Raw genomic sequence first — 21,372 nt, forward strand, 5'->3', positions numbered from 1 at the left:
CAACCATGGTTACGGTAATAATGGTTGCAAAGATGGATCGTGGGGAGGCAGGGCATGACCGATCACAGGGGCGAGTGGGTGCTGCTGGCCTACCGGATGCCGCGTGAGCCCTCCTCGCCCCGCATCGCGGTGTGGCGCAAGCTCAAGCGGCTGGGCATCGCCCAGATCGGCGACGGTCTGGCCGGGCTCCCGGCCGACGCCCGTACCCGCGAGCACTTCGACTGGATCGCCGAAGAGGTCGAGGAGCACGGCGGAACGGCCACCGTGTGGCTGGCGCGCCCCGCCTCGGCTGCCCAGGAACACCGCTTGGCCGCCGAGATGGCCGGCGCCCGCGCCGCCGAGTACCGGGCGGTGATCGCCCAGGCCGCCGAGGGGGCGCACCTGGCTCCCGGCGCCCGCTCCCGCCTGGTCCGCAGGCTGCGCGAGGAGCTGCGCCGGATCAACCGCCGTGACCACTTCCCCCCGCCCCAACGCGACCAGGCGCGCCGCGCCGTGCAGGATCTCGCCGGGGACGCCGCGCCGCAGGCCACCACCCCCGCCACCGCCCAGGCAGAGGAGACAACGCCGTGAAGTGGGCCACCCGCGCCGCGATCCACATCGACCGGGCGGCCTGCGCCTGGCTCATCACCCGCCACATCGACCCCGAGGCCGAGTTCGTGTTCGTCACCGACCCCGGCCAGGTGCCCGCCGAGGCCACCCCCTTCGACATGCGCGGCGCCGATCTCGGTCACCACGGCGGCGATTGCAGCTTCGAGACGATCCTGCGCCGCTACGACCTCACCGACCCGGTGCTGTGGCGGATCGCCGAGATCGTGCACGAGGGCGACCTGGACGACGAGCGCTACCACGCCCCCGAGGCCCCCGGCCTGGACGTGATCCTGCGCGGCCTGTCCATGACCGGCACCGACGAGGACACCCTGCGGATCAGCGCCCCGATCTTCGACGGCCTCTACGCCTACATCAAACGCGCCCTGCTGCTGGGAAGAGAGCCCGCGTGAGCACCGATGACCGGACCTCCTCCACCTCCTCCACCCCCGGCCCTCCGGCCGCCGCCACCGACCTGGTGCCCTTCGCCACGGCCCTGCGCGCCTGGTTCCTGATCTCGTTGCAGACCTTCGGCGGCCCGGCCGGGCAGATCGCCGTCATGCAGCGCACCCTGGTCGAGGAGAAGCGCTGGATCGGCCAGCAGCGCTTCAACCACGCCCTCAACTACTGCATGCTGCTGCCCGGCCCCGAGGCCCAGCAGCTCGCGATCTACGTCGGCTGGCTGCTCAACGGCGTGCGCGGCGCGATCGCGGCCGGGACCCTGTTCGTCCTGCCCGGCATGGCCGCCCTGCTCGGGCTGTCGGCGGTCTATGTCGCCTTCGGCGACACCACCGCCGTCGCCGCCCTCTTCGCAGGTCTGGCGCCGGCCGTGCTGGCGATCGTCGCCCAGGCGCTCATCCGCGTCGCCAAACGCTCGCTCACCCACCCCGCGCTCGTCGCGATCGCCGTGGCCGCCTTCGCCGCGCTCGCGCTGTTCGCCGTTCCCTTCCCCGTGGTCGTCGCGGCGGCGGCCTTGACGGGATGGGCCCTGGGCCGCTGGACCCCCTGGCTCACCGCCCCCGCCGGCACCCACGCCGACCAGAGCCGACCACCCCCGCTCATCGCCGACGACGCCCTGCACCACGCCCGCCCCGGCGGCCGGGCGGCCGGGCGGATCCTGGCCGTGGGCCTGGCCGCCTGGTGGCTCCCGGTCGCCGCCGTCGCCCTGCTCACCGGCCCCTCCAGTGTGTTCACCACGCAGGGCCTGTTCTTCTCCGGGACCGCCCTGGTCACCTTCGGAGGTGCCTACGCGGTGCTGGCCTTCGTCGCCCAGCGCGCGGTGGAGACCTACGCCTGGCTCACGCCCGGCGAGATGGTGCGCGGCCTGGCACTGGCCGAGTCCACCCCCGGCCCTCTCATCATGGTCGTGCAGTTCGTCGCGTTCCTGGCCGCCTACCGCGCCCCCGGCGCCCTTGACCCCTGGGCCGCCGCCCTGCTGGGCGCTGTGCTGACCACCTGGGTCACCTTCGTGCCCAGCTTCCTGTTCATCCTGCTGGGCGCCCCCTACGTCGAGCGCCTGCGCCACAACACCGCGATCTCGGCCGCGCTGACCGGCATCGCAGCCGCCGTCGTGGGGGTCATCGCCAACCTCGCCCTGTACTTCGCGCTGAACACCCTGTTCACCGCTACCGGCACCCACACCTGGGGCCCGCTGCACGTCGCCGTGCCCGACGTGAGCACCCTGTCGCCCGTGGCCGCCGCCCTCACCCTCATCGCCGCCGTACTCACCTTCGCGCTGAAATGGCCGATCCTGCGCGTGCTGGCCATATGCGCCGGCCTGGGCCTGGCAGGCGCCCTGCTCCCGCTCTAGCCGGACGCTCGCCCCGTTCACCGGCCGGGCATCGGGGTAGCGGGCCGGTTCACCCGGCTACGCCGGAGCCGGAGAACGCGAGATCATCGCTCGCCGGCGACCACCGCCACCCGGCCTGAACCCACGCGAGGAGACGACCACGATGCTCGACCCTGATGTGCGCCGCGTGCTCGACGGCACCCCCATCGCCCACCTCGCCAGCGTCCTGCCCGACGGCGGGCCCCACGCCACCCCCGTCTGGATCGGCACGCACGGCGACCGCGTCGCGATCCTCACCGGCCCGGGCACCCGCAAAGCCCGCAACCTGCGCCGCGACCCGCGCGTCGCGCTCTCCCTGACACCGCCCGACAACCCGTTCCAGCCGGTCATGATCCGCGGCAGGGTCGTCGAGTGGCTCGAGGGCGACGCCGCCTGGGAGATCATCGACCGGATCTCCACGAAGTACACCGGCGGCCCTTACCCACGCGACGAAAAGCGGATCGTCGCACTCATCGAGCCCGGCCGGCAGAGCGCGGGCTGAGGCGGTCGCCGACCGACGTGCGGGAGTTCCGCCGCTGCTGGCGCGCCGTCCCGGCCGTGACCCGACCCTTCACCGAGAATGGGACCACCCCCTTTCCGGATGGCGACCGTCTCCCGCGAGGCGATCGTGTAAGGATCGAGGACACGTCGATGACGACCATCAACGGACTGCCCGCACACGTCCTGCTGGTGCACGCCGTGGTCACCCTGCTTCCGTTGGCCGCGCTGCTGCTGGTCCTCACAGCGGTGTGGCCGATGGCCCGGCGCCTCCTGGCGGGGCCCAACGCGATCCTGGCGCTGGTGGTCGTCTTCCTGGTGCCCATCACCGTCGAGGCGGGTCAGTGGGGTCGACGGCGCTCACCGCGGTCATCGCGGTCGTGTCGGTCATCGCCGCCGCTGCCGCCGTCTTCGGCGTCTACCTGATCGGCGACTCGGGGTCCCGCGCGGTGTGGCAGGACCAGACCCAGGCCGCGGCCCTGCCCGGCAACGCGGACGACGAGACGGTGAGCGCCTACACCGCCGGCTGAGGGCCGCGCAGGCCTCCGAGCCGGCCGCCGTGGAAGACCAGCGGGTCACCGCGGTCGGCCGCCGTCATCTCCTGTGCCTCGGCGATGATCAGCAGGTGGTCGCCGCCGTCGAGTTCCCGGAGGAGCAGGCAGTCGATCCACCCGAGGGAGCCGCGGATGCGGGGCGTGCCGTACGCGGACATCTCCCAGTCGAGGGACCGGAATTTGTCGGCGCCCTTGCCCGAGAGCGCCGCGCAGACCGCCTGCTGCCCGTCGGCGAGGAGGCTGACGCTGAAGCGCCCGCTGCCGGCGATCCGGGGCCAGCTCGTCGAGGTGCGGGCGACGTTGAAGGTCACCCATGCGGGGTCCAGGGACAGGGAGGCGAAGGTGCCGACGATGAGGCCGCACGGCTCGGCCGTGCGCGGGTCCGCCGAGCAGATCGCGGCGACCCCCGTGGGCAGGTGGCGCATGACGGAGCGGAAGTGGGTCGGGGTGACGGTGGTTCCGGGGTGGGTGCTCATCGGCGTCTCCAGGGTGAGCGGGCGTGTCCGGAATGCGGTGGTCAGACGCGGCCGGGCTCCGGGTCCAGGCCGGCCCGGACCTGGCGGGCCACACGGGTACCGCTCTCGATGGCGCCGTCGATGAATCCGGGCCAGATGTCGGCGTAGTCGCTGCCGGCGAAGTGCAGGACCCCGGTGGCCGCCTGCTGGGCCCGGTGGTACCAGGTGAGCTGGCGCGGCTGCCGGATCAACCAGGTCTCCTGGGAGTAGGGGTCGGCCATCCAGTCGTGGCCGGTGGCCTCCAGAACTTCGAGGTCGCGCCGCCAGACGCGCAGCGCGGCATCGATCGCCGCGGGGTCGTCGGCGTCGATCCGGGTGGAGTCGGCACCGAAGGCCACGAGGACCGCGTCGTCGTCGCCGATGAACTCGGTGCGCACGACGGCGAGCGGATGGTGCTGGGAGGAGTAGGCGAAGAACGGCTTCACGGGACCGCGGACCCGGATCCACGCCTTGACCCCGCGCGAGGCTGTCTGCTCCACGCTGGGGCGGAGCTTGCCCTCGGGGAGTGCGGGGGTGATGTCGAGCCGGTGCAGGATGTTCTGCGGCACGGTGATGACCACCCGGCGGGCGCTGATGGTCTGCCCGTCGGCGTAGCTGATCTCGGCGCCGCGGTCGTCGTGGGCGATGGAGCGCACGGGTGCGGACAGGCGGATGTCGGCCTGGGTGTCGGCCGAAATCGCCCTCACCAGGCGCCGGGTGCCGTGGGCCAGCCGGAAGACCGCCGATGCCTCGTGCATCAGGCGCCAGGAACCGGCCGTTGCGGCGGTCCAGCGCAGGGCGTTGGTGTAGGCGCAGTCGATGAGCGGGCCGTTGAGGTGCCCGACCCAGGCGGCTTCGTTGGCGTTGCGCTCGTCGACGGACAGGTCGAGCTCGTCGAGCATCTCCTGGAGGTTGAACTGGTCGACCTCGCTCAGCCCTGCGACGGTCAGCGGGGCGTCGGGGCGCGGGATCCACCGCATGGTGTCCTCCAGCAGCCGGGTCATGCCCGGGTCGATCAGCGCCATGAAGTCCTCCAGCGTGCCGCGGCGCACTTCGTCGCCGGCGAGCCAGTAGGTCTCCTCCGAGCGGGGCCCGCGGGTGACGGCCAGCCCGTAGCGGGTGACCTCGGCCCAGATGTGCGGCTGGACCCAGTGCAGCCACGTGCCGCCGATCTCCAGGTCCCGGCCGAGGCGGTGATCGGTCCAGGTGCGGCCGCCGGGACGGTGCCGTGCTTCGAGGACGACGGTGCGCAGCCCCGCGCGGCTGAGGTCGCGGGCGGTGACCAGGCCGGCGACCCCGGCTCCGATGACGACGACGTCCGCCTGCTGGTGCATGTGTGGCCTTTCGTGGTGTCGGTGTCGGGGCGACGTCTGCTCAGTGGGCCGCCGGTTCCGCGACCGCGCCGCTGGTGCGGCGCGCGCGGTGGCCGGTGCGGTGGCCGGTGGCGGGGTGGCCCTCGGCGGTGTGCACGGCCCCGGGGCCGAAGAGCTTCTCGCGCAGGGTCACGGGCCCTCCCGTGCTGCGGGCGGGGGCGGGGGCGACGATGCCCTGCCGGCGCAGTTCGGGAAGGGCGAGATCGATGAACGCCCGCCAGCTTCCCGGCTTGGTGGCGTAGCTGAGGTTGACGCCGTCGACACCGGCCTCGTCGCGCCAGCGCGACAGCTCGGCGGCGACGGTCGCCGGGGACCCCACGATCGTGGAGCCGGTGCCGCCGATGCCCAGGAAACGGGCGATGTCGCGGGCGGTCCATACACGGTCGGGATCGGCCGTGGAGAACATGTCGATCAGGGACTGCACGCCCCGGGTCGGCACGCTCTTCAGCGGGAGGTCGAGGTCCCAGGTGGACATGTCCAGGCCGGTCCAGCCGCCGAACCGGGCCAGTGCGCCCTCGATGGTGGCGTTGCGCAGGTGGGCCGCGTGCGCGACCGCGGCGGCGTCGTCGGTGGGCGCCACGATCACGGTGAGCAGGACGATGACCTTGATGTCGCCGGGCCGCCGCCCGGCCGCCACGGCCGCCCGGCGAATCCGTTCGACGCCGCGCCGGGCCTGTTCCACCGACACGGCGTTGATGAAGACGGCTTCGGCGTGCCGGGCGGCGAAGGCCACCCCCCGCGCGGACGCGCCTGCCTGGAACAGGACGGGCGTGCGCTGGGGGGACGGCTCGCACAGCGAGAACCCCGGAACGCTGAAGTACCGGCCGGAGTGCGCGATCGGGTGGATGCGGGAGGGGTCGGCATAGGTGGCCGCGGCCGCGTCGCGGGTGACCGCGTCCGGTTCCCAGGACCGCTCCCACAGCTTGTAGACGACCTCCATGTACTCCTCGGCGAGCTCATAGCGCTCGTCGTGGCCGGGCTGGCGTCCCAGTCCCAGGTTGCGGGCCGCGGACTCGGAGTAGGAAGTGACGATGTTCCAGCCCACTCTGCCCCGGGTGAGGTGGTCGAGCGTGCTGAAGCGGCGCGCCAGCAGGTACGGCTGCTCATAGGTCAGTGAGCAGGTCACGCCGAAGGTCAGGTGCTCGGTGACCGCGCGCTGATCAGCAGGAGGGGGTCGTTGACGGGGAACTGGGCGGCGTCGCGGATGGCCTCGTCGGGCCGGCCCTCGTAGACGTCGTGGTAGCCGACGGTGTCGGCGAAGAAGATGCCGTCGAAGCCCGCGTCCTCGAGCATCCGGGCGGTGTCCTTCCAGTACTCCAGGTCGGTGTACCGGTGTCCTTGGTCCCCGTCGGTGCGCCAGGAGCCGGCCGTCAGGTGCGCGGGGGCTGCGATGTCGAAGGCGAACAGGTGCAGAGGGCGGTGCTTCATGGGGGGCTGCTCCCTCATACGTGAGCGCGTAACGTTCATATACTGAACGTTGCGTTCAAATTAAATCTCGCCCTGGGCAGCGGTCAAGAGCCGCCACCGCTCCCGGCGGGTTCCCCGAGGGTTACGGTTGTGTGGCCACCTCCCCAGTGAGCCGGGACCCGCAGAGAAGAAGGGGCCGTGACACACCGTGCCTGATGACAGCAGTGCCGACGAGGTCCTCGATCCGCCCGACCTCACCAACAAATCCGTCATCAAGGCAACGGTTCTCCTCAGCGAGCTCGGGCGGCACCGCGACGGGATCACCGTCACCGAACTCGCCCAGCGCGTCGGGATGACCCGCCCCACGGCCTTCCGCCTGCTGCTCAGCCTGGAACAGACCGGATTCGTCGCGCGCAACGACGGCAAGTACACGCTGGGCTGGGAGATCGCGCGCCTGGGCCGGCTGGCCGACCCGCACCGCAGCATCGTCATCCGCATCCAGGACACGCTGGACGCGCTGGCCGAACGGCTCAACGAGACCATCGGCTACGCAATGGTCAACGGCGAAACCGAATACGACCTCATCGCCGAAGCCTCCGGATCGCGCATGCTCACCGTGTCACACCGCTGGATCGGCGAGCAGCACCCCCTCCACACCAGCGCCACGGGCAAGCTGCTGCTCGCGGAACTGCCCGCCGGGCGCATCGAAGCACTGTTCCCGGAAGAGCTGCCGGCCCTGACCCCGTCGACCATCAGCGACCGCGCCGAGCTCCTCCGCGTCCTCCGCGACATCAGGCAACGGGGCTACGCCACCATGGACAACGAGGTCGAGGAAGGCCTCTTCGCCGTGGCCGTGGGCGTACGCGACGAGAAGGGCCACCTGATCGGCGTCCTCTCCGCCAACGGCCCCAACGAGCGCCTGAAGTCCGGCCCCCTCCCCCACATCGTCGAGCACCTGAGACAGACGGCCGACACCATCGCCCACCACCTGACCCCCGGCCCGAACCCGCCGTGAAACGCGGTTCCGGTCCAGCCCGCTCTCAACCACGGCGGCGCAGCGGCCGACGGAGGCGGGCTGCCGCGTCTCTGACCTCGGGGGCGCGCAGGAGGAGGCAGGCTAGTGCGTAGACCCCCGCGATCGCGGCCGCTCCGGTGAGGCAGGTGAGCGCCAGCCCGGCCGGGCCGGTGCCGAGGACTCCGCCGAGGGCGCGGCCGGTGATCCAGCCGGCGGCCGCCGCCGGGGCGGCGGCCAGGTGCAGGCGCAGCAGTGACACGGCCGTGCTGCGCAGGTGCAGGCCGCCGAGGCGGCGGCGCAGGACCTGGGCGCCGATGACCAGTCCCACCAGGTAGGAGAGCATGAAGCCGCCCGCGATCCCCGCCACCGCGCGGCCGGGCGGCAGCACCGCGTAGGCCAGCAGGGCCATGGCGGTGTGGGCGGCCATGTTGCCGATCGCCAGCAGGGCGGGTGTCCGGGTGTCGCCGCAGGCGTAGAACGCCCGCAGCAGCAGCTGGTAGCCGGTGAACGGGATCAGCCCGGCGGCGAAGACGGCGAGCACCTGGCCGATCGCCGCGGCGTCGGCGGTCGAGGTGGCGCCGCGGGCGAACAGGAGCACGCAGATCTGGGGGGCGAAGACCGCCATCGCCGCGCCCGCCGGGAGCAGGAGCGCGGTGGCCGTGCGCAGCCCCCGGGAGAAGGCGTCGCGCAGCCGCGGCCAGTCGCCGTCGGCCGCGTGCTCGCTCATCCGCGGCAGCAGCACGGTGATGATGGAGACCGCGATGATCGCGTAGGGCAGCTGGAAGAGCTGGTAGGCGTAGTTGTAGGCGGTCAGCCCCGCGCCGACGGGGACCTCCTCGGCCGCGGCCCGCACGCCGGCGCGGGTGGCGAGGTTGGCGGTGACGAGGAAGCCGGCCTGCATGGTGCACACCAGCACGAACGTCCATCCGGCGGCGCGCGCGGCCTCCCCGAGGCCGCTGCCGCGCAGGTCCAGGCGCGGGCGCCAGCGGAACCCGGTGGAGCGCAGCGACCACTGGAGCACCGCGGCCTGGAGGGCGACGCCGCACACGGTTCCGGCGCCGAGCAGGGCGACCTGCGCCGGCGATATGGTCTCAGGGGTGGCGCCGGGGCCGTCGGTCAGCAGGAACGCCGCACCCACGCCGATGATGGCGAGGTTGTTGAGGACCGGCGCCCATACGGGCGGGCCGAACCGGCCGCGGGTGTTGAGCATGGCGCTGGAGAGCCCGCTGATGCCGACGAAGAAGATCTGGACGAGCAGGTAGCGGGCGAGCAGGACCGCGACCTCGCGCTGGGCCCCGGTGAACGCGCCCGCGTACATCGAGATGAGCGCCTCGGCGGCGAGCACCCCGGCGACGGTCAGCGCCACCAGGAGTGCGCAGGCCAGGGTGAACAGCCGCTGCTCGGTGGCCGCGCCCCCGTCGGGGTCACTCCTGCGGCGGCGGACCAGGAACGGCACGATGACGCTCGCCATGAGCCCGCCGATCAGCAGGTCGTAGACGATGAAGGGGATGGTGTTGGCGGCGGTGTAGGCGTCGCCCAGCAGCTGGGTGCCGATCGCCGCGGCGAGCACGACCGTGCGCACGAAGCCGGTGACGCGCGACGCCATCGTGCCCACCGCCATGGTCAGGCTGGACCGCGCCGCGCTCGTCCGGCCCGTTCCCGGCCGGTCGGCCCCGCTGGGACCGTCCGCCGGTGGTGCATCGGGTTCGGGCGGGCCGTCGGTGGTGGGCCGGAGGTTCTGCGCGGTCACGGGGGGACTCCTTGGTCCGGGGTGCGGGCTTGTTCGGGCCGCCGCCGGATGCGGCGGCCGGTTTCGTGGCATGCCGGGGGCGCCGATGACGGACGCCGTCGGCGGAGGGTGGGGCGGATCAGAGCAGGAGCAGTGCCGCCGCGTGGTGGAGTTGCAGGGCCGAGGACGCCACCCCGCTGGTCGCCACCCCGGTGCCGCTGAGCAGGGCCGGCCCGGCGATGGGGTTGGTGGAGGGCGCGTCGCCGAGCAGGGCCCGCACGCGCTGGACGACGTGGAAGTGCGCCAGTGCGGGGTGCCAGGTCGGCCGCGGGACGGGGTTGGCGAGCGCGACGGCGGCGATGGTGTGCGCGACCAGCGCGCGGTCGCCGACGGCTTCGGCGGCGGCCTCGTCGGCCCAGCGCTCCACGGCCAGGCGCAGCTCCGCCTCCAACGGCGCGAGCGGCGGGAAGAGGCGGGCCGCGACCGCACCCGCGGCGGTGTAGAGGTGGTGGCGGTGCCGCAGGTGGGCGTGCTCGTGCCGGAAGACGACGCTCATCTGCTCGCGGGTGAGCAGCCGCAGGAGCCCGCGGGAGACCACGACGCCGCCACGGGCACCGGGAACCGCCACGGCGAAGGGGCGGTCGTCGGGCGCGACGCCGACGCCCTGGAGTTCGCGGCGCTCCCGCCGTCGCCGGGCCACCAGCAGGACGATGCCGACGGCGCCGCTGCCCAGCAGGAGCAGCGCCGGCACGCCCAGCAGCGGGCTGACGGGGCCGTGGCCGAGCAGCAGCCGGCCCTTCGCCGTGGCCGCGACCATATCGGCGGGCAGGAACCCGGCGACGAACACGGCGGCCACCATGGTCAGCGTGCTGAGCACCGTCAGTGCGGTGGTGGCCGTCAGGGTCAGCAGCAGGCGGGCCGACCACGCCGGGTGCAGGGGCAGGGGGCGGCGGGCCGCGATGACGCTGAGCAGGGTGAGCGTGAGCGCGGGGACGAACATGGGCCAGGTCATGGCGACTCCCGATGTCTGTCCAGGACGGCGCGCAGCGCGTCGGCCTCCTCGGGGTTGAGGCCGCTGACGAACTGGTTGAGGACGCTGGAAGGGTTGCTGGCGACCCGCAGGTGGCTGAACATGCGCTCGGCCGCGACCTCGGACTCGTCGACCACCAGCCGGTAGACGAACGCGCGGCCGCGCTGGACGCGCTCGACCATGTTCTTGTCGTGGAGCCGGAACAGGATGGTGTTGATGGTGGTGTAGGCGGGGTCGCCGGCGAGCCTGGTGCACAGTTCGGACGTGGAGACGTAGTCGTCGGCCTCCGCCAGCACCGCGAGGACCTCCGCCTCGAGCTGTCCGAGTCTTCTCCGTGACATCGATCGCGTCCTCGCGTTCTTCCTGCGTCGTGCGTCGTGGGGACGGTGCCGAGCCCGGCGGTGGCACTCCGACGCCCTCCCGGTCACCGCTTGAAGCCTACGTGCAGGTGGTCCTGGTGCACGGTGTTGGTGAAGGTGGCACCGTCGGGGGTGGAGAAGGACCACGGGCCGCCCACTTCGTCGCTGCCCAAGGCGAGGGCCTGCTCCATGAGGCGGCGCGCGGGGTTGTCGCCGCCGGAGCCGTCTCGGGCGTACTCGGCGACCGGTGTGCCGTCGATGGCCCAGATGTCCACGGCGCGGCCGTTGGTGTGGTTGCTGACCGAGGCGCTGTCGAAGACGTTGTGCGGGTGGCCGGTGGACAGGACCGCCACCGACAGTTCGTGGTCGGCCGACAGGTCGAGCAGGATTTGCAGCATGCGGTCGTCGAGCCCGCCGCCCTCGATGTCCCAGCGCGCGGTGTCGGGGAGGTGGATGGCGGGCGCGTCCACGACCTGGGCGCCCACGGTGGAGCCGGACGACGCCAGTGGCGAGGGCGAGGTCGAGGGTGACGGCGCGGTGCCGGGGGCACCGGTGGAGGCGATCTCGCTGACCGCCCACTCCTCCCCCGTCCTGGTCAGCCGGACGTCGATGGTGCGCGTGGTCGAGGTGAGCTCCCCGTCGCCGAGCCGGTGGAGGGTGGTGACGGCCATGATCGACGCCTGGGTGTCGGTGAGGCCTCCCAGCTGCGGGTAGACCACCTCGGCGGCGCCGGAGGCGGACTCCTCCAGCAGGTCGGCCGCCTGTTGCGCGGGTTCGGCCGGGAGCCCGGCGGCGGCGATCCGCTCGGCGGCGGCCTCCGCGGTCCCTTCGCCGTCCCCGTAGGTGAGCAGGGTCTCCAGGTAGGCGGTGGCGGCCTGTTTCACGTCGGGGGCGGGCTCGCCTTCGGCCACGCGGTAGGGGGCGACCTCGGGGAGCGCCGCCGGGGGTGACGCGCCCGGGTCGGACGGGGAGGGGTCGCGATCGGCTCCGCAGGCGCCGGCCAACATCATCACCACCAAGAGGGGAACGAGGCGTCGTGGACTCACTTCGTCAGCTCCAGGATGAACGGCGTCCACGCCTTGCCGTCCATGTCGGGCTGCTGCTCCTGTCGTTGCCAGCCCAGGCGCTCGTAGAAGCGCTGGGCCGGCTCGTTGTCGTGGGCGGTGTAGAGGCGCAGGAGGTCGACTCCGTGCACACGGGCGATCTCGGCGAAGCCGTTCACCAGGGCGACCCCCACCCCGGTCCGCCGGTGGGGTGCGTCGACGGCGATGTGGCTGAGCATGCCGGTCCGCCCCTGGGGCGTGTCGTGCGCCGCGGGCGGATCGCTCGCCCGGCGTATGCCCCGCAGGTAGCGCTGGGCGCGGGTGCGCATGAAGCGGGCGGTCAGTTCGGGCCGGACGATGAGTGCTCCGGCGCCGGCCCGCGCGAGCTGCCAGCGTTCGAGCTGGAGCACATGGCGGCGGTGGACGCGCTCGTCGGTACTGCCGACGAGGAAGCCCGCCGCGCGCCCCTCGACGACGGCGACCAGCGCGACCGCGGCGGGGCTGGTGAGGAAGGTCCGGTAGTAGCGGCTGAGGAACCGCTCGCCGAGCTCCACGAAGAACCCTGACGGCAGGTTGGCGCGGTGGAGGTGGACGGCGGTGGGGACGTCGGAGAGTTCCATGACGCGCAGAGACACCCGGGGCGTCTCCATTGCGGAGGCGGAAGTCATGGCGACAAACTACTACATGTGTAATAGTAGCTCTGACCTTGTTCCTTCACCCCTCCATCGAACGGCGGCATTCGGCCACGCCAGGCGCCCGCACACCTTCAGGCTACCTACTAATTCTGTAGTAGGCAGTGGCCGGCCACGCGGCGTTCGGCCCGCGCACGGCCGGTTCCCATCCTCCTCACCCTCCCCTCGCTCCTCACGAGAAACGGGCAACGCACCCCTCCCCGCCTCCCCACGCGTGAGGGCGGCGGCGGTGTCCTGGGGCAGGGTCGCGACGCCGAGACGCCCTCAGCCGCAGGGGATCCGGGCGGTCGCGTCGCGCGTCGGCCCTCTCCTGAGCCGCACTCCGCGAATGAGGCGGCACCGCGTCCCGGAGCCCACCGACATCGACCCGACCTCTGCGACCTGCGATAACGCCAGACTGGTGAGATGCTGATCTCCGATCCGCTGCTCACCATCCTGTGCGCCTCGACGGCTGCTGTGGCTCTGGCCCCGCTCTCGGCGGTGGCGGGGTTCGGGGGCGGGATCCTGCTGTTACCGGTCTTCGCCGCGCTGTTCGGGGTACGCACCGCCATCCCCGTTCTGACGCTCACGCAGCTCGGCACCGGCGCGGGACGCATCTGGCTCAACCGCTCCCGCCTGGAGTGGCCGCTGATCGCATGGTTCGCACTCGGGGGAATCCCCGGCGCGGCCCTCGGCGGCGTGCTGTTCGCCCACGCACCTCTGGCCACGCTCCAGCGCCTCCTCGGCGCATTCCTGATCTGCGTGGTCGTCCGGCGCCACATCCGCCCCCACCCCCGGGCGCCCCGCCTCCCGGTCTTCGCCGGGGTCGGCGCCGTCGCGGGCCTGGGCTCGACGCTGCTGGAGTCCATCGGCCCGCTGACCGCCCCGTTCCTCCTCGCCTACGGGCTGACCCGGGGCGCCTACATCGGCACCGAGGCGGCGGCGGGCCTCACCCTGAACCTGACCAAGATCGCCGTCTACGACGCCGGCGACATCCTCACCCCCCGCGTGCTGCTGTTCGGGGCGGCCCTGACCCCGGCCATCCTGACGGGAGTCTGGGCGGGCAAGAAGATCGTCGGCTGCATCGGCGACCGGACCTTCGTGGCCATCGTCGAAGCCGGCCTGGTCGTGGCCGGGATCGTCTTCATCTGGAACGCGTGACCCGCCGCGGCATCCGCGCAACGGCCCCCCGCCCCACCGGTAGGCCGATATGTGGTTATCTCACTGCATGGCTGTTGAGATCACGCGATTCCTGCGACTGGTGGACGCGCTGCCGGATGCCGGGCACGAGGAGTCGGACCGGTACACGGCGTTCAGCGTGCACGGCAAGAAGTTCGGCTACCTGTGGCCGCGCACCGCGACCGTGGGCCTGAAGCAGACCCTGTCCGAGCAGCTCGCCCTCGTGGCCGAGCGGCCGGAGGTGTTCGAGGTCCAGTTCACCGCGGGCGGCTTCGGCTGGGTCGTGGTGCACCTGGACGGAATCGACCTCGACGAACTCAGCGAACTCGTCCTGGAGGCCTGGCGCCTGTCGGCCGCCGAACACCTCCTCGCCGACCTCCCCACCCCGGCGTCCCTCATGGAGGCGTGACCATGACCGGCGAGCCGATCTCGCTGCGGCGGATCCTGGTGGACATGATCGCCGAGTACGCCCGGCACAACGGCCACGCCGACCTGCTGCGTGAGCGCATCGACGGCTCCATCGGGATGTGACCCGGTCCGCCCCCTTCCGGAATCAGTCCCATTCCGCCCGTAACAATCGCGGTCCCCGCGACATAAGGAGGTAAGTCGAACGGAAGGGACCCGATGACAAGGGATGAGGACTCCGATGCGGATGCCCGAGGAGAGTTCACTCGGTTCTTCGAACGCCACTACAACGACGTCCGCCGCTACGCATGGCGGCGGGTCGGACCGGACCGGGCCGATGACGTCGCCGCGGACACCTTCGCCGTCGCGTGGAGACGCCGCGCGAAGGTTCCCGCGGACAATCCGCTGCCCTGGCTGTACGCCGTCGCGCGCAACATCATCCTGGCGCGCGGACGCGAGGAGCGGCGGCGCGGCGAAGTACTGAGCCCGTTCGGCGGCGAATGGGAGAGCGCGTTGCCCGCGGACGACGCGTACTGGCGGGTCGCCGAACGTGAGAACGCGCTGGCGGCGCTGGGCCGGCTCAAACCCGACGAACGCGAGCTCGTGATGCTCGTGGCGTGGGAGGGGCTGGACGTCCGCGCGGCGGCGCGGGTGCTCGGCTGCACCGCGACCACGGCCCGGGTGCGGCTGCACCGGGTGCGCAGGCGCATCACCCGGCTGATGGACCAGGCCTCGGCGGCGGCCGGGCCGGACAGGGGCGAGATCATTCCGGTTGGGGGACTGTGATGAACACCGATGAGCGTATGGTGCGTGACCTGATGGCCGCCCACGACCCCGCGAGCGGGGTGCGGACGGGCACCGAAGCGCTGAACCAGGCGAGGATCGACGCGCTCTCCCGGGCGGAGACCGTACGCGTGCCGCGGCCGGCCCCCCGCCGGAGGGCGTGGCGGGCGCTGGCGCTGAGCGGGGCCGCCGGTGTGATCGCCGTGGCGGTCGTCGGCGGGCTGGTCGGCGGCCGCGAGGAGACGGCCTACGCCGGCCCGCCCCCGGCGCCGCTGGCCGTGGAGGTGGGGGAAGTGAGCGAGGCAGGACCGGAGCTGCTCGAACTCGCAGAGCGTGCCGAGGAACAGCCCGTCGAGGAACCCGCGGGCGACGTCGCCTACCAGCACAAGTCGACCTGGCATCTGACGCTGTCGCAGGACCTGGACACCGGTAAGCAGGGATGGGGCATCGTCCCCGAGGATGTCCAGACGTGGAGCGTCCCGTCCGGCAACGGCGGCCTGGAGATCAGCCGGCCCGACGTCCCCGACCACCTCGAAGGCGACGAGCAACCGTTGCTCAGCTTGTTCGAGGACGGCGTGTCCGAGATTGAGGGGGGTGACGTCCTCAACTTCTCTTGGGAGCCCGGGACCCTGTCCACCGATCCCGACACCCTGGCCCACCAGCTGATCGAGGAAGCGGACGCGAACTGGTCGGACGAGGTGACCACCGCTGCCCTGTGGTTCGCGATCACCCAGCTCTACGAGGACCAGCCGGTCGAACCGGCCGTCCAGGGTGCGGTGCTGCGCATGCTGGCCGAGCGAGACGACGTCGGGTTCGCCGGCGAGGCGGAGGACCGCTCCGGCCGACCGGGACTGCTCTTCGTCGTGCGTACCGACGAACCGAGTGGCGCCGGGACCGAAGACGAGCTCCGCATGATGTTCGATGCCGAGACGGGGATGCCCCTCTACCACGAGACCGTGCTGCTGGAGGACCCCGAAGCCGAGTACGACCTCCCTGCCGTGGGTCAGTACACGATGTTCCACACGTCGACGTGGGTCTCGGAGGTCCGCGAGACGCCGTGAGCCGATCGGTGTCCGCCCGCCGGCAGGGAGCCGGCGGGCGGGCGCCGTCGTGTGCCACCCCACGGGCGGCGCAGGCAGGCCGGGCGGGGTCCCTACCCGGTTCTGCTGGTCCCTGCCGACAGTGCCCGGCGCCATTGCCCGGCAACAGCGCTGCTGAGATGCTGGGTGTCGACGGCGTCCGGGTCGAGCAGGCGCTGCATGCCGATGCCCCGCAACTGTCCCAGAACCGCGACCGCCACGCTCTGCGGGTCGGTGTCGCCGGGTATCTCGCCGTTGGCGATACCTGCGGCGACGTCCTCGCGCAGATCCGCCCGGAATGCCGCATCGCGTTCCCGGAAACCCGCCGAGAGCTCGGTGGCGGTGGCCGCCTCGGCCCAGAGCAGCAGGAAGGCGCGGCCGGCGACTCCGTCGCGGCCGAGTTCTCTGATGTAGCCCTCGATCAGGAACACCAGGCGGTCGAGCCCGGGCGGCAGGTCGCCGACGCCGGCGACGAACCCGCTCTGGCTCGACTTCGCCAGCGCGTCGAGCAGGGCCTGTTTCGATCCGAAGTGGTGGGTGGCGATCCCCCGGCTGTATCCGGCCCGCTCCCCGACCCGGGCCAGGGTCACGGCGCGCACGCCGGCCTCCACCACCAGCTCCGCGGCCGCCGCCAGCAGCGCGGCCCTGGTCGCGGTGCGCCGCTGCTCCTGCGTGCGGCGCTCGCTGCGGACCGGGGTGCGGTGCTGTTCGGGGGGCATGATCGCGAGCGTATCGCATGCGCCAAACTAATTTGCTTGTCGACCAACAAATATGTGATGGTTGGGCGGCCCCCAGTTCCCGAGCTTCAGGAGCCCCCGATGACCACCGTCTTCGTCAACGGCAACCCCGAGACCGCCGCCGTATGGGACCCGCTGTGCGCCGAACTGGACAGGGCCGACGTCCTGCGCCTGTCCCCGCCCGGCTTCGGCGCGCCGATCCCGGACGGCTTCGACTGCACCGTCCCCGCCTACCGGGACTGGCTGATCGGCGCACTGGAGGCGCTGGGCCAGCCGGTCGACCTCGTCGGCCACGACCTGGGCGGCATCTTCGCCGTCTCCGTGGCCATGGCCCGGCCCGACCTGCTGCGGACGTGGGTCAGCGACGCCGTGAGCGCCTACGACCCGGACTATGTCTGGCACGACCTCGCCCAGGGATGGCAGACACCGGAGATCGGGGAGAAATCGGTCGCGGAACGACTGGGCGGCACACTCGCCGAACGGACCGAGCGCATGGTCGCCAGAGGCATCACCCGCCCCGTCGCCGCGCAGCTGGCCGCCGCCCAGGGACCGCAGATGGGCCGGGCGATCCTGGCCTACTACCGCTCCGCCGTCCAGCCGGTCATGGCCGACTTGGGCCGCAACCTCCCCGCCGCCGCGGCACGCCCCGGCCTCGCCGTCATCGCCACCGACGACCACGTGGCCGGTTCCCGGGAGATGCGCCGCCGGTCGGCGACCCGGGCGGGAGCCCAGGTCGCCGAGCTCGACGGGCTGGGGCATTGGTGGATGGTCCAGGACCCGGTCCGCAGCGCCCGGGCGCTCACCTCGTTCTGGGCCGCGCACGACACGGCGGCCTAGGATGCGCGTATGCGGTTGCGCTGAACCGGCGCTTACGAAAGCGCTCAAGCCTGCGCGTATCCGCCGTCGGCGAAGAACTCGGCGCCGTTGACGTAGCTCGACGCGTCCGAGGCGAGGAACGTCGTCACGGCGGCGATCTCCTCGGGCTCGGCGAGCCGGCCGAGGGGGACAGCGCCTGCGGCCTGCTCGAGCATCTCGGGTGGGACCAGCTCGAGCAGGCCAGGGGTGCGTGTACCGCCCGGGGATACGACGTTGACCCGGAAGCCGTGGGTGCGCGCGCTGAGGGCCCAGCCACGGGCGAGCGAGCGGACCGCGGCCTTCGACGCCGCGTAGACCTCGAGTCCCAGGTTGGGCCGTGTCGCAGCGGTCGAACCCGTCAGGATCACCGACGCGTTCCTGCTGAGCAGCGGCAGCGCCTGCTGGAGCGTGAAGATCGCTCCCTTGACGTTGGTGGCGAACACCGAGTCGATCAGGTCTTCGGTCACCTCGCCGAACGGCGCCGCGGTGCCGACGCCGGCGTTGGCGACCAGCACGTCGATGCGTCCGGCCCGGTCGCGCACGGTGCTGTAGAACGCATCGAGCTCTGCGGGCACCGAGGCATCGCAGACCACGCCGGTCACGCCGGGTCCGAGCTCGGCGACCGCGGCGTCGAGCGTGTCTTTGCGGCGACCGGTGATGAACACCGTGGCGCCCTCGTCGCGGAATGCGCGCGCGGTCGCGAACCCGATGCCGGTTCCGGCCCCGGTGACCACGGCGACCTTGTCTGCCAAGACGGCCATGCCGCCCCCTTCAAATTATGGACTGTGGCGTCCATAATCTTGGCGGTTATGGACCAAGTAGTCAATATTGCGCCATCGGGGCTTCCCGGCGCGGCCCCGTGGACGGGCTGCGCGGGCACGGGTGGGAACCGGTTGCAGACGGGTGGCGGTGCAGGCCGGCCGGTGCGTTGCCGCTACTGCGCCGGAGTGGGCAGCAACCGCGCCAGGGCGGACCGGGCCGCCACGGTGAGCGCTTCGATGTCCATGCCGGTACGCCCGAGAGCGATGAGCCCGAGCTGCGCGATGAGGGCCGCGCGGGCGGTCTCAGCAGGGTCGATGTCGGGATCGAGGTCGCCTTCACTCTGGGCGCGCTCCAGCGCCGAGGTGAGGACGGTGGCGATCGCGTCGTAGCTGCGGCGGGCCTCGGCCGCGACGTCGGGAGTGCTGGCGGCGAGCTCGGCGTTGCTGTTGGCCAGCAGGCAGCCCCGACGCGCGACCGCCCCGGTCGGATCGCCGGTCAGGCCGACCACGAACTCGCGCACCACGTCGATCCCCCGCGCCGCGGAATCCAGGCGCTCGCGCAGCATCAGCAGGTTCGCGTCGTCGTAGTCGCGCAGCACCCGCAGGAACAGGCTGCGCTTATCCCCGAACGCCCCATAGAGGCTGCCTTTGCCCAGCCCGCTCACGCGCAGCAGGTCGTCCATCGATGTCGCCGCGTAGCCCTTGTCCCAGAACTCGTCGCGGATGGCGAGAAGCACACGCTTTTCATCGAACTCACGAGGCCGAGGCATACCCGCACACTACAAGTTCTGGACCGAATGGGCCACAATGGGCTCCGGGCCGGCCGCCCTCGGCACTCGATCCGGCATCAGCGGCGGGACTCGACCTTCAGCTCGCCCTGGGTGAACGCGCGGCCCAGGTCACCGGCGAGCATGTCGTGGGGGTACCCCCCTCCGACCGCACTGGCCTCGTCGAGGCGGGCCAGCTGGGCGGCGGTGAAGTCGACCTCCAGCGCGCCCAGGTTGTCCGCCAGCTGCGCGGGGGTGCGGGCGCCGATGATCGGTGCCGTCACGCCCGGGTTGCGCAGCGTCCAGGCCAGCCCGACCTGGGCGGGTGTGCGGCCCAGCTCCGTGGCGAGCTCCTGCACAACGCCGGCGACGGCGAGGTTGCGTTCGGTGATCCCGCCCCTGGCGAAGTTGAAGCTCTTGCGGGTGCCGTCGCCGGACGCGGCATCGGCCGGGGCCAGGTCGTCGCGGCTGTACTTGCCGGTGAGCACCCCGCCCGCCAGCGGGGAGTACGGGACCACCCCCAACCCCATCTCGCGTGCCATGGGGATCAGGTCGCGTTCCCCGGTGCGCTCGATCAGGTTGTACTCGATCTGGAGCCCGACCAGCGGCGACCAGCCGCGCAGGCCGGCGATCGCCTGCATGCGCGACACCTGCCAGGCCGGGGTGTTGGAGATCCCCACGTACAGGACCTTGCCCTGCCGGACCAGGTCGTCCATCCCGCGCAGGATCTCCTCGACCGGCGTCGTCAACTTCTCGGCCCTGAAGGACCGAGCTTGTTCACTCGATCCACGAAAGGTCGTGATTGCAAGTGGAGCGCGACTGGCTGCCGCGTGGTCCCCTGCGTCCGGTACGGCTACGCCGTACTGGGGCGGTTGACCGCGCCCCGCTGCCACACAGCACCGCCCCGGTGGGCGATTAACACGACCGGTGTGGCTTGCGCCTTCGTGCGGCGCTTCGAGCCCTCGGGGCCGAGGTTGCCCGCCTTGATGTTCGCTTTCAGCGTCGTGTAGGCGTCGACCACTTTCTTGATGGTGCGCACCGCCGGTTGCGCGGCGAGAGCGAAGGTGGCCTTGGTGTCGTGGTACACGGCCTGCTGCAACTCGTTGCGCCGGAACAGGCCCCGGGCGTGCGCGGTCGCAGATACCCACGTCGCGGCCCGGTTGCAGGCACGCAGGGTTGCCGCCAGCGCGTCCGCGTCATGGCCGGACGCAGGCATCAGCTTCACCTGCGCAACAAGCTTCACGCAGAGCACCCTAGTACGACCGGTCACCGGAGGTGACGTGTCTTCACGGAACGACGGTAGGAACTCCGCTGCTGCGCGGCCCGGCGCCGGTGACCGTTCGCGTTACAGGTGGCCGCCGAAGGGGTAGGCCGCGGGGGCCGGGACGTCCACGGGGATGGAGAAGACGGCGCCGTCGCCGGGCCCGGCAGGATCGAGGCCGATCGTGGCGGAAGTGACGAACAGCCGGGGCTCCGGGGCGTCGACGATGCACACGCTCGTCGGCTGGGCGGCGGGCACGGGCACCACGCGCTCCAGGGTCCCGTCGGGGTCGTAGCGGTGCACCCTCCCGGCTCCCCAGACGGCGACCCACAGGTGGCCCTCCGCGTCGACCTGCATCCCGTCGGGGCTGCCCTCCCCGACCCGGGCGAAGGTGGTCCGCGCCCCGGGCGCGCCGCCGGGCGACACCTCGTAGGCGTCGATCCTGCCCTCAGCGCTGTCGGCGAGGTACATGCGGGCACCGTCCGCGGTGAACGCGGGACCGTTGGGCACGGTGTAGCCCTCCAGGACTCGGGTGACCGTACCGCCGGGGTCGGTGCGGTAGAGCGAGCCGGCCCCCGAGGTGCCGTCGTAGGCCATGGACCCCGCCCAGAACCGCCCCCGCGGATCGCAGCAGCCGTCGTTCATCCGCATCGGGGTGGCCGCACCGTCCTCGGGCCGGCCCAGCCACCGCGGCCCGCCGTCCCCGGCGAGCAGCGCCACCCCCGTGCCCGCGGCCGCGATGCGCTCGCCCGGCCGGTCCAGGACGGGGGCGACCGCGCCCAGGGGGACGTCGAGGGCGGCGAGCACCTGCGCCGGCCCCGGGGCGCGGGGGTCGAGCCTGAGGAGCCTGCCGGTGAGGATGTCCACCATGAGCAGGTCCCGGCCGTGCCGGCGCAGCCCCTCCCCCAGTTCGAAGCGGTCCGTGCTCCACGGTTCGCACTGCATGCGCGTCACTCCCG

27 protein-coding genes and 1 pseudogene are annotated in these 21,372 nt (G+C 72.2%); 13 read left to right on the forward strand and 15 right to left on the reverse strand.

Annotated features, from left to right (window positions below; all coding sequences use genetic code 11):
* Positions 1-54: 54 nt before the first annotated feature.
* The 6 genes from ACFOVU_RS09790 (at position 55) to ACFOVU_RS09815 (ending at position 3,441) form a co-directional block, all read left to right on the forward strand.
* Positions 55-570, forward strand: coding sequence for a Chromate resistance protein ChrB (locus ACFOVU_RS09790; protein ID WP_378532045.1), 516 nt, complete (start codon positions 55-57; stop codon positions 568-570).
* Positions 567-998: a chromate resistance protein ChrB domain-containing protein gene (locus tag ACFOVU_RS09795; protein WP_378532047.1), complete on the forward strand. Its 432-nt coding sequence runs from the start codon at positions 567-569 to the stop codon at positions 996-998. Before ACFOVU_RS09790 ends, ACFOVU_RS09795 begins: the two co-directional genes overlap by 4 nt.
* Positions 995-2,395: a chromate efflux transporter gene (gene chrA / locus ACFOVU_RS09800; protein ID WP_378532049.1), complete on the forward strand. Its 1,401-nt coding sequence runs from the start codon at positions 995-997 to the stop codon at positions 2,393-2,395. The genes ACFOVU_RS09795 and chrA overlap by 4 nt, the downstream gene beginning before the upstream one ends.
* 142 nt (positions 2,396-2,537) lie before the next feature.
* A complete protein-coding gene (locus tag ACFOVU_RS09805) occupies positions 2,538-2,915 on the forward strand; it encodes a PPOX class F420-dependent oxidoreductase (RefSeq protein WP_378532051.1) in 378 nt (125 codons plus the stop codon).
* A 149-nt stretch (positions 2,916-3,064) separates the two neighbouring features.
* The gene (locus tag ACFOVU_RS09810) at positions 3,065-3,337 is read left to right on the forward strand and encodes a hypothetical protein (protein WP_378532053.1); all 273 of its coding nucleotides are present in this window, start codon (positions 3,065-3,067) and stop codon (positions 3,335-3,337) included.
* The gene (locus tag ACFOVU_RS09815) at positions 3,292-3,441 is read left to right on the forward strand and encodes a hypothetical protein (protein WP_378532055.1); all 150 of its coding nucleotides are present in this window, start codon (positions 3,292-3,294) and stop codon (positions 3,439-3,441) included. Before ACFOVU_RS09810 ends, ACFOVU_RS09815 begins: the two co-directional genes overlap by 46 nt.
* Here the strand turns inward: ACFOVU_RS09815 and ACFOVU_RS09820 are convergent.
* From ACFOVU_RS09820 to ACFOVU_RS09835, 4 genes are read right to left on the reverse strand one after another with little or no spacing between them, the layout of a single operon-like run.
* Positions 3,426-3,941: a flavin reductase family protein gene (locus ACFOVU_RS09820; protein ID WP_378532057.1), complete on the reverse strand. Its 516-nt coding sequence runs from the start codon at positions 3,939-3,941 to the stop codon at positions 3,426-3,428. The two genes, ACFOVU_RS09815 and ACFOVU_RS09820, sit on opposite strands and share 16 nt — an antisense overlap.
* A gap of 41 nt (positions 3,942-3,982) precedes the next feature.
* The gene (locus ACFOVU_RS09825) at positions 3,983-5,293 is read right to left on the reverse strand and encodes a flavin monoamine oxidase family protein (protein WP_378532059.1); all 1,311 of its coding nucleotides are present in this window, start codon (positions 5,291-5,293) and stop codon (positions 3,983-3,985) included.
* Between the two features lie 40 nt (positions 5,294-5,333).
* Complete coding sequence (locus ACFOVU_RS09830) at positions 5,334-6,458, reverse strand: NtaA/DmoA family FMN-dependent monooxygenase (protein ID WP_378532061.1); 1,125 nt, start codon at positions 6,456-6,458, stop codon at positions 5,334-5,336.
* Between the two features lie 8 nt (positions 6,459-6,466).
* Positions 6,467-6,760, reverse strand: a complete 294-nt coding sequence (locus ACFOVU_RS09835; RefSeq protein WP_378532063.1) for a hypothetical protein — start codon at positions 6,758-6,760, stop codon at positions 6,467-6,469.
* 187 nt (positions 6,761-6,947) lie between these two features.
* Between ACFOVU_RS09835 and ACFOVU_RS09840 the strand changes: the two genes are divergently transcribed.
* Positions 6,948-7,754 carry an IclR family transcriptional regulator gene (locus ACFOVU_RS09840; protein ID WP_378532065.1) on the forward strand — a complete coding sequence of 269 codons (807 nt, stop codon included), beginning with the start codon at positions 6,948-6,950 and terminating at the stop codon, positions 7,752-7,754.
* A 25-nt stretch (positions 7,755-7,779) separates the two neighbouring features.
* Here the strand turns inward: ACFOVU_RS09840 and murJ are convergent, their stop codons facing one another.
* The 5 genes from murJ to ACFOVU_RS09865 all read right to left on the reverse strand — a co-directional run bounded on the left by murJ (position 7,780) and on the right by ACFOVU_RS09865 (position 12,583).
* Positions 7,780-9,576, reverse strand: coding sequence for a murein biosynthesis integral membrane protein MurJ (murJ, locus tag ACFOVU_RS09845; protein WP_378532067.1), 1,797 nt, complete (start codon positions 9,574-9,576; stop codon positions 7,780-7,782).
* 46 nt (positions 9,577-9,622) lie between these two features.
* Entirely contained in the window at positions 9,623-10,495 is an 873-nt protein-coding gene (locus ACFOVU_RS09850; RefSeq protein ID WP_378532069.1) for a M48 family metalloprotease, read from the reverse strand.
* Positions 10,492-10,854 carry a BlaI/MecI/CopY family transcriptional regulator gene (locus ACFOVU_RS09855; RefSeq protein WP_378532071.1) on the reverse strand — a complete coding sequence of 121 codons (363 nt, stop codon included), beginning with the start codon at positions 10,852-10,854 and terminating at the stop codon, positions 10,492-10,494. The genes ACFOVU_RS09850 and ACFOVU_RS09855 overlap by 4 nt, the downstream gene beginning before the upstream one ends.
* Positions 10,855-10,937: 83 nt before the next feature.
* The gene (locus ACFOVU_RS09860; RefSeq protein ID WP_378532814.1) at positions 10,938-11,882 is read right to left on the reverse strand and encodes a hypothetical protein; all 945 of its coding nucleotides are present in this window, start codon (positions 11,880-11,882) and stop codon (positions 10,938-10,940) included.
* 32 nt (positions 11,883-11,914) lie between these two features.
* Complete coding sequence (locus ACFOVU_RS09865; protein WP_378532073.1) at positions 11,915-12,583, reverse strand: GNAT family N-acetyltransferase; 669 nt, start codon at positions 12,581-12,583, stop codon at positions 11,915-11,917.
* Between the two features lie 429 nt (positions 12,584-13,012).
* Between ACFOVU_RS09865 and ACFOVU_RS09870 the strand changes: the two genes are divergently transcribed.
* The 5 genes and pseudogenes from ACFOVU_RS09870 to ACFOVU_RS09890 all read left to right on the forward strand — a co-directional run bounded on the left by ACFOVU_RS09870 (position 13,013) and on the right by ACFOVU_RS09890 (position 16,014).
* Complete coding sequence (locus ACFOVU_RS09870) at positions 13,013-13,747, forward strand: sulfite exporter TauE/SafE family protein (protein WP_378532075.1); 735 nt, start codon at positions 13,013-13,015, stop codon at positions 13,745-13,747.
* Between the two features lie 67 nt (positions 13,748-13,814).
* Positions 13,815-14,174, forward strand: a complete 360-nt coding sequence (locus ACFOVU_RS09875) for an MmcQ/YjbR family DNA-binding protein (protein ID WP_378532077.1) — start codon at positions 13,815-13,817, stop codon at positions 14,172-14,174.
* A 5-nt stretch (positions 14,175-14,179) separates the two neighbouring features.
* Positions 14,180-14,296: pseudogene (locus ACFOVU_RS09880) on the forward strand (mycothiol transferase); the annotation flags it as partial.
* A 93-nt stretch (positions 14,297-14,389) separates the two neighbouring features.
* Positions 14,390-14,956, forward strand: coding sequence for an RNA polymerase sigma factor (locus ACFOVU_RS09885; protein ID WP_378532078.1), 567 nt, complete (start codon positions 14,390-14,392; stop codon positions 14,954-14,956).
* A gap of 17 nt (positions 14,957-14,973) precedes the next feature.
* Positions 14,974-16,014, forward strand: a complete 1,041-nt coding sequence (locus tag ACFOVU_RS09890) for a CU044_5270 family protein (protein WP_378532080.1) — start codon at positions 14,974-14,976, stop codon at positions 16,012-16,014.
* Between the two features lie 92 nt (positions 16,015-16,106).
* Here the strand turns inward: ACFOVU_RS09890 and ACFOVU_RS09895 are convergent, their stop codons facing one another.
* The gene (locus ACFOVU_RS09895) at positions 16,107-16,751 is read right to left on the reverse strand and encodes a TetR/AcrR family transcriptional regulator (RefSeq protein ID WP_378532082.1); all 645 of its coding nucleotides are present in this window, start codon (positions 16,749-16,751) and stop codon (positions 16,107-16,109) included.
* Between the two features lie 99 nt (positions 16,752-16,850).
* Here ACFOVU_RS09895 and ACFOVU_RS09900 point away from each other — a divergent pair, with 99 nt between their 5' ends.
* Positions 16,851-17,606: an alpha/beta fold hydrolase gene (locus tag ACFOVU_RS09900; protein WP_378532084.1), complete on the forward strand. Its 756-nt coding sequence runs from the start codon at positions 16,851-16,853 to the stop codon at positions 17,604-17,606.
* Between the two features lie 44 nt (positions 17,607-17,650).
* Here ACFOVU_RS09900 and ACFOVU_RS09905 read toward each other — a convergent pair whose 3' ends face one another.
* From ACFOVU_RS09905 to ACFOVU_RS09925, 5 genes are all read right to left on the reverse strand, one after another.
* Positions 17,651-18,385, reverse strand: coding sequence for an SDR family NAD(P)-dependent oxidoreductase (locus tag ACFOVU_RS09905; RefSeq protein WP_378532086.1), 735 nt, complete (start codon positions 18,383-18,385; stop codon positions 17,651-17,653).
* A gap of 173 nt (positions 18,386-18,558) precedes the next feature.
* Positions 18,559-19,122: a TetR/AcrR family transcriptional regulator gene (locus ACFOVU_RS09910; protein ID WP_378532088.1), complete on the reverse strand. Its 564-nt coding sequence runs from the start codon at positions 19,120-19,122 to the stop codon at positions 18,559-18,561.
* A 110-nt stretch (positions 19,123-19,232) separates the two neighbouring features.
* Positions 19,233-19,901: an aldo/keto reductase gene (locus tag ACFOVU_RS09915; protein WP_378532090.1), complete on the reverse strand. Its 669-nt coding sequence runs from the start codon at positions 19,899-19,901 to the stop codon at positions 19,233-19,235.
* A gap of 104 nt (positions 19,902-20,005) precedes the next feature.
* Positions 20,006-20,395 (reverse strand): hypothetical protein, encoded by a 390-nt coding sequence (locus tag ACFOVU_RS09920; RefSeq protein WP_378532092.1) that lies wholly within the window; start codon positions 20,393-20,395, stop codon positions 20,006-20,008.
* Positions 20,396-20,497: 102 nt separating this feature from the next.
* Complete coding sequence (locus ACFOVU_RS09925; RefSeq protein ID WP_378532094.1) at positions 20,498-21,358, reverse strand: SMP-30/gluconolactonase/LRE family protein; 861 nt, start codon at positions 21,356-21,358, stop codon at positions 20,498-20,500.
* Positions 21,359-21,372: the final 14 nt, after the last annotated feature.

This window comes from Nocardiopsis sediminis (genome assembly GCF_042650565.1).
In the GTDB taxonomy this organism is placed as follows: Bacteria; Actinomycetota; Actinomycetes; order Streptosporangiales; family Streptosporangiaceae; genus Nocardiopsis_B; species Nocardiopsis_B sediminis.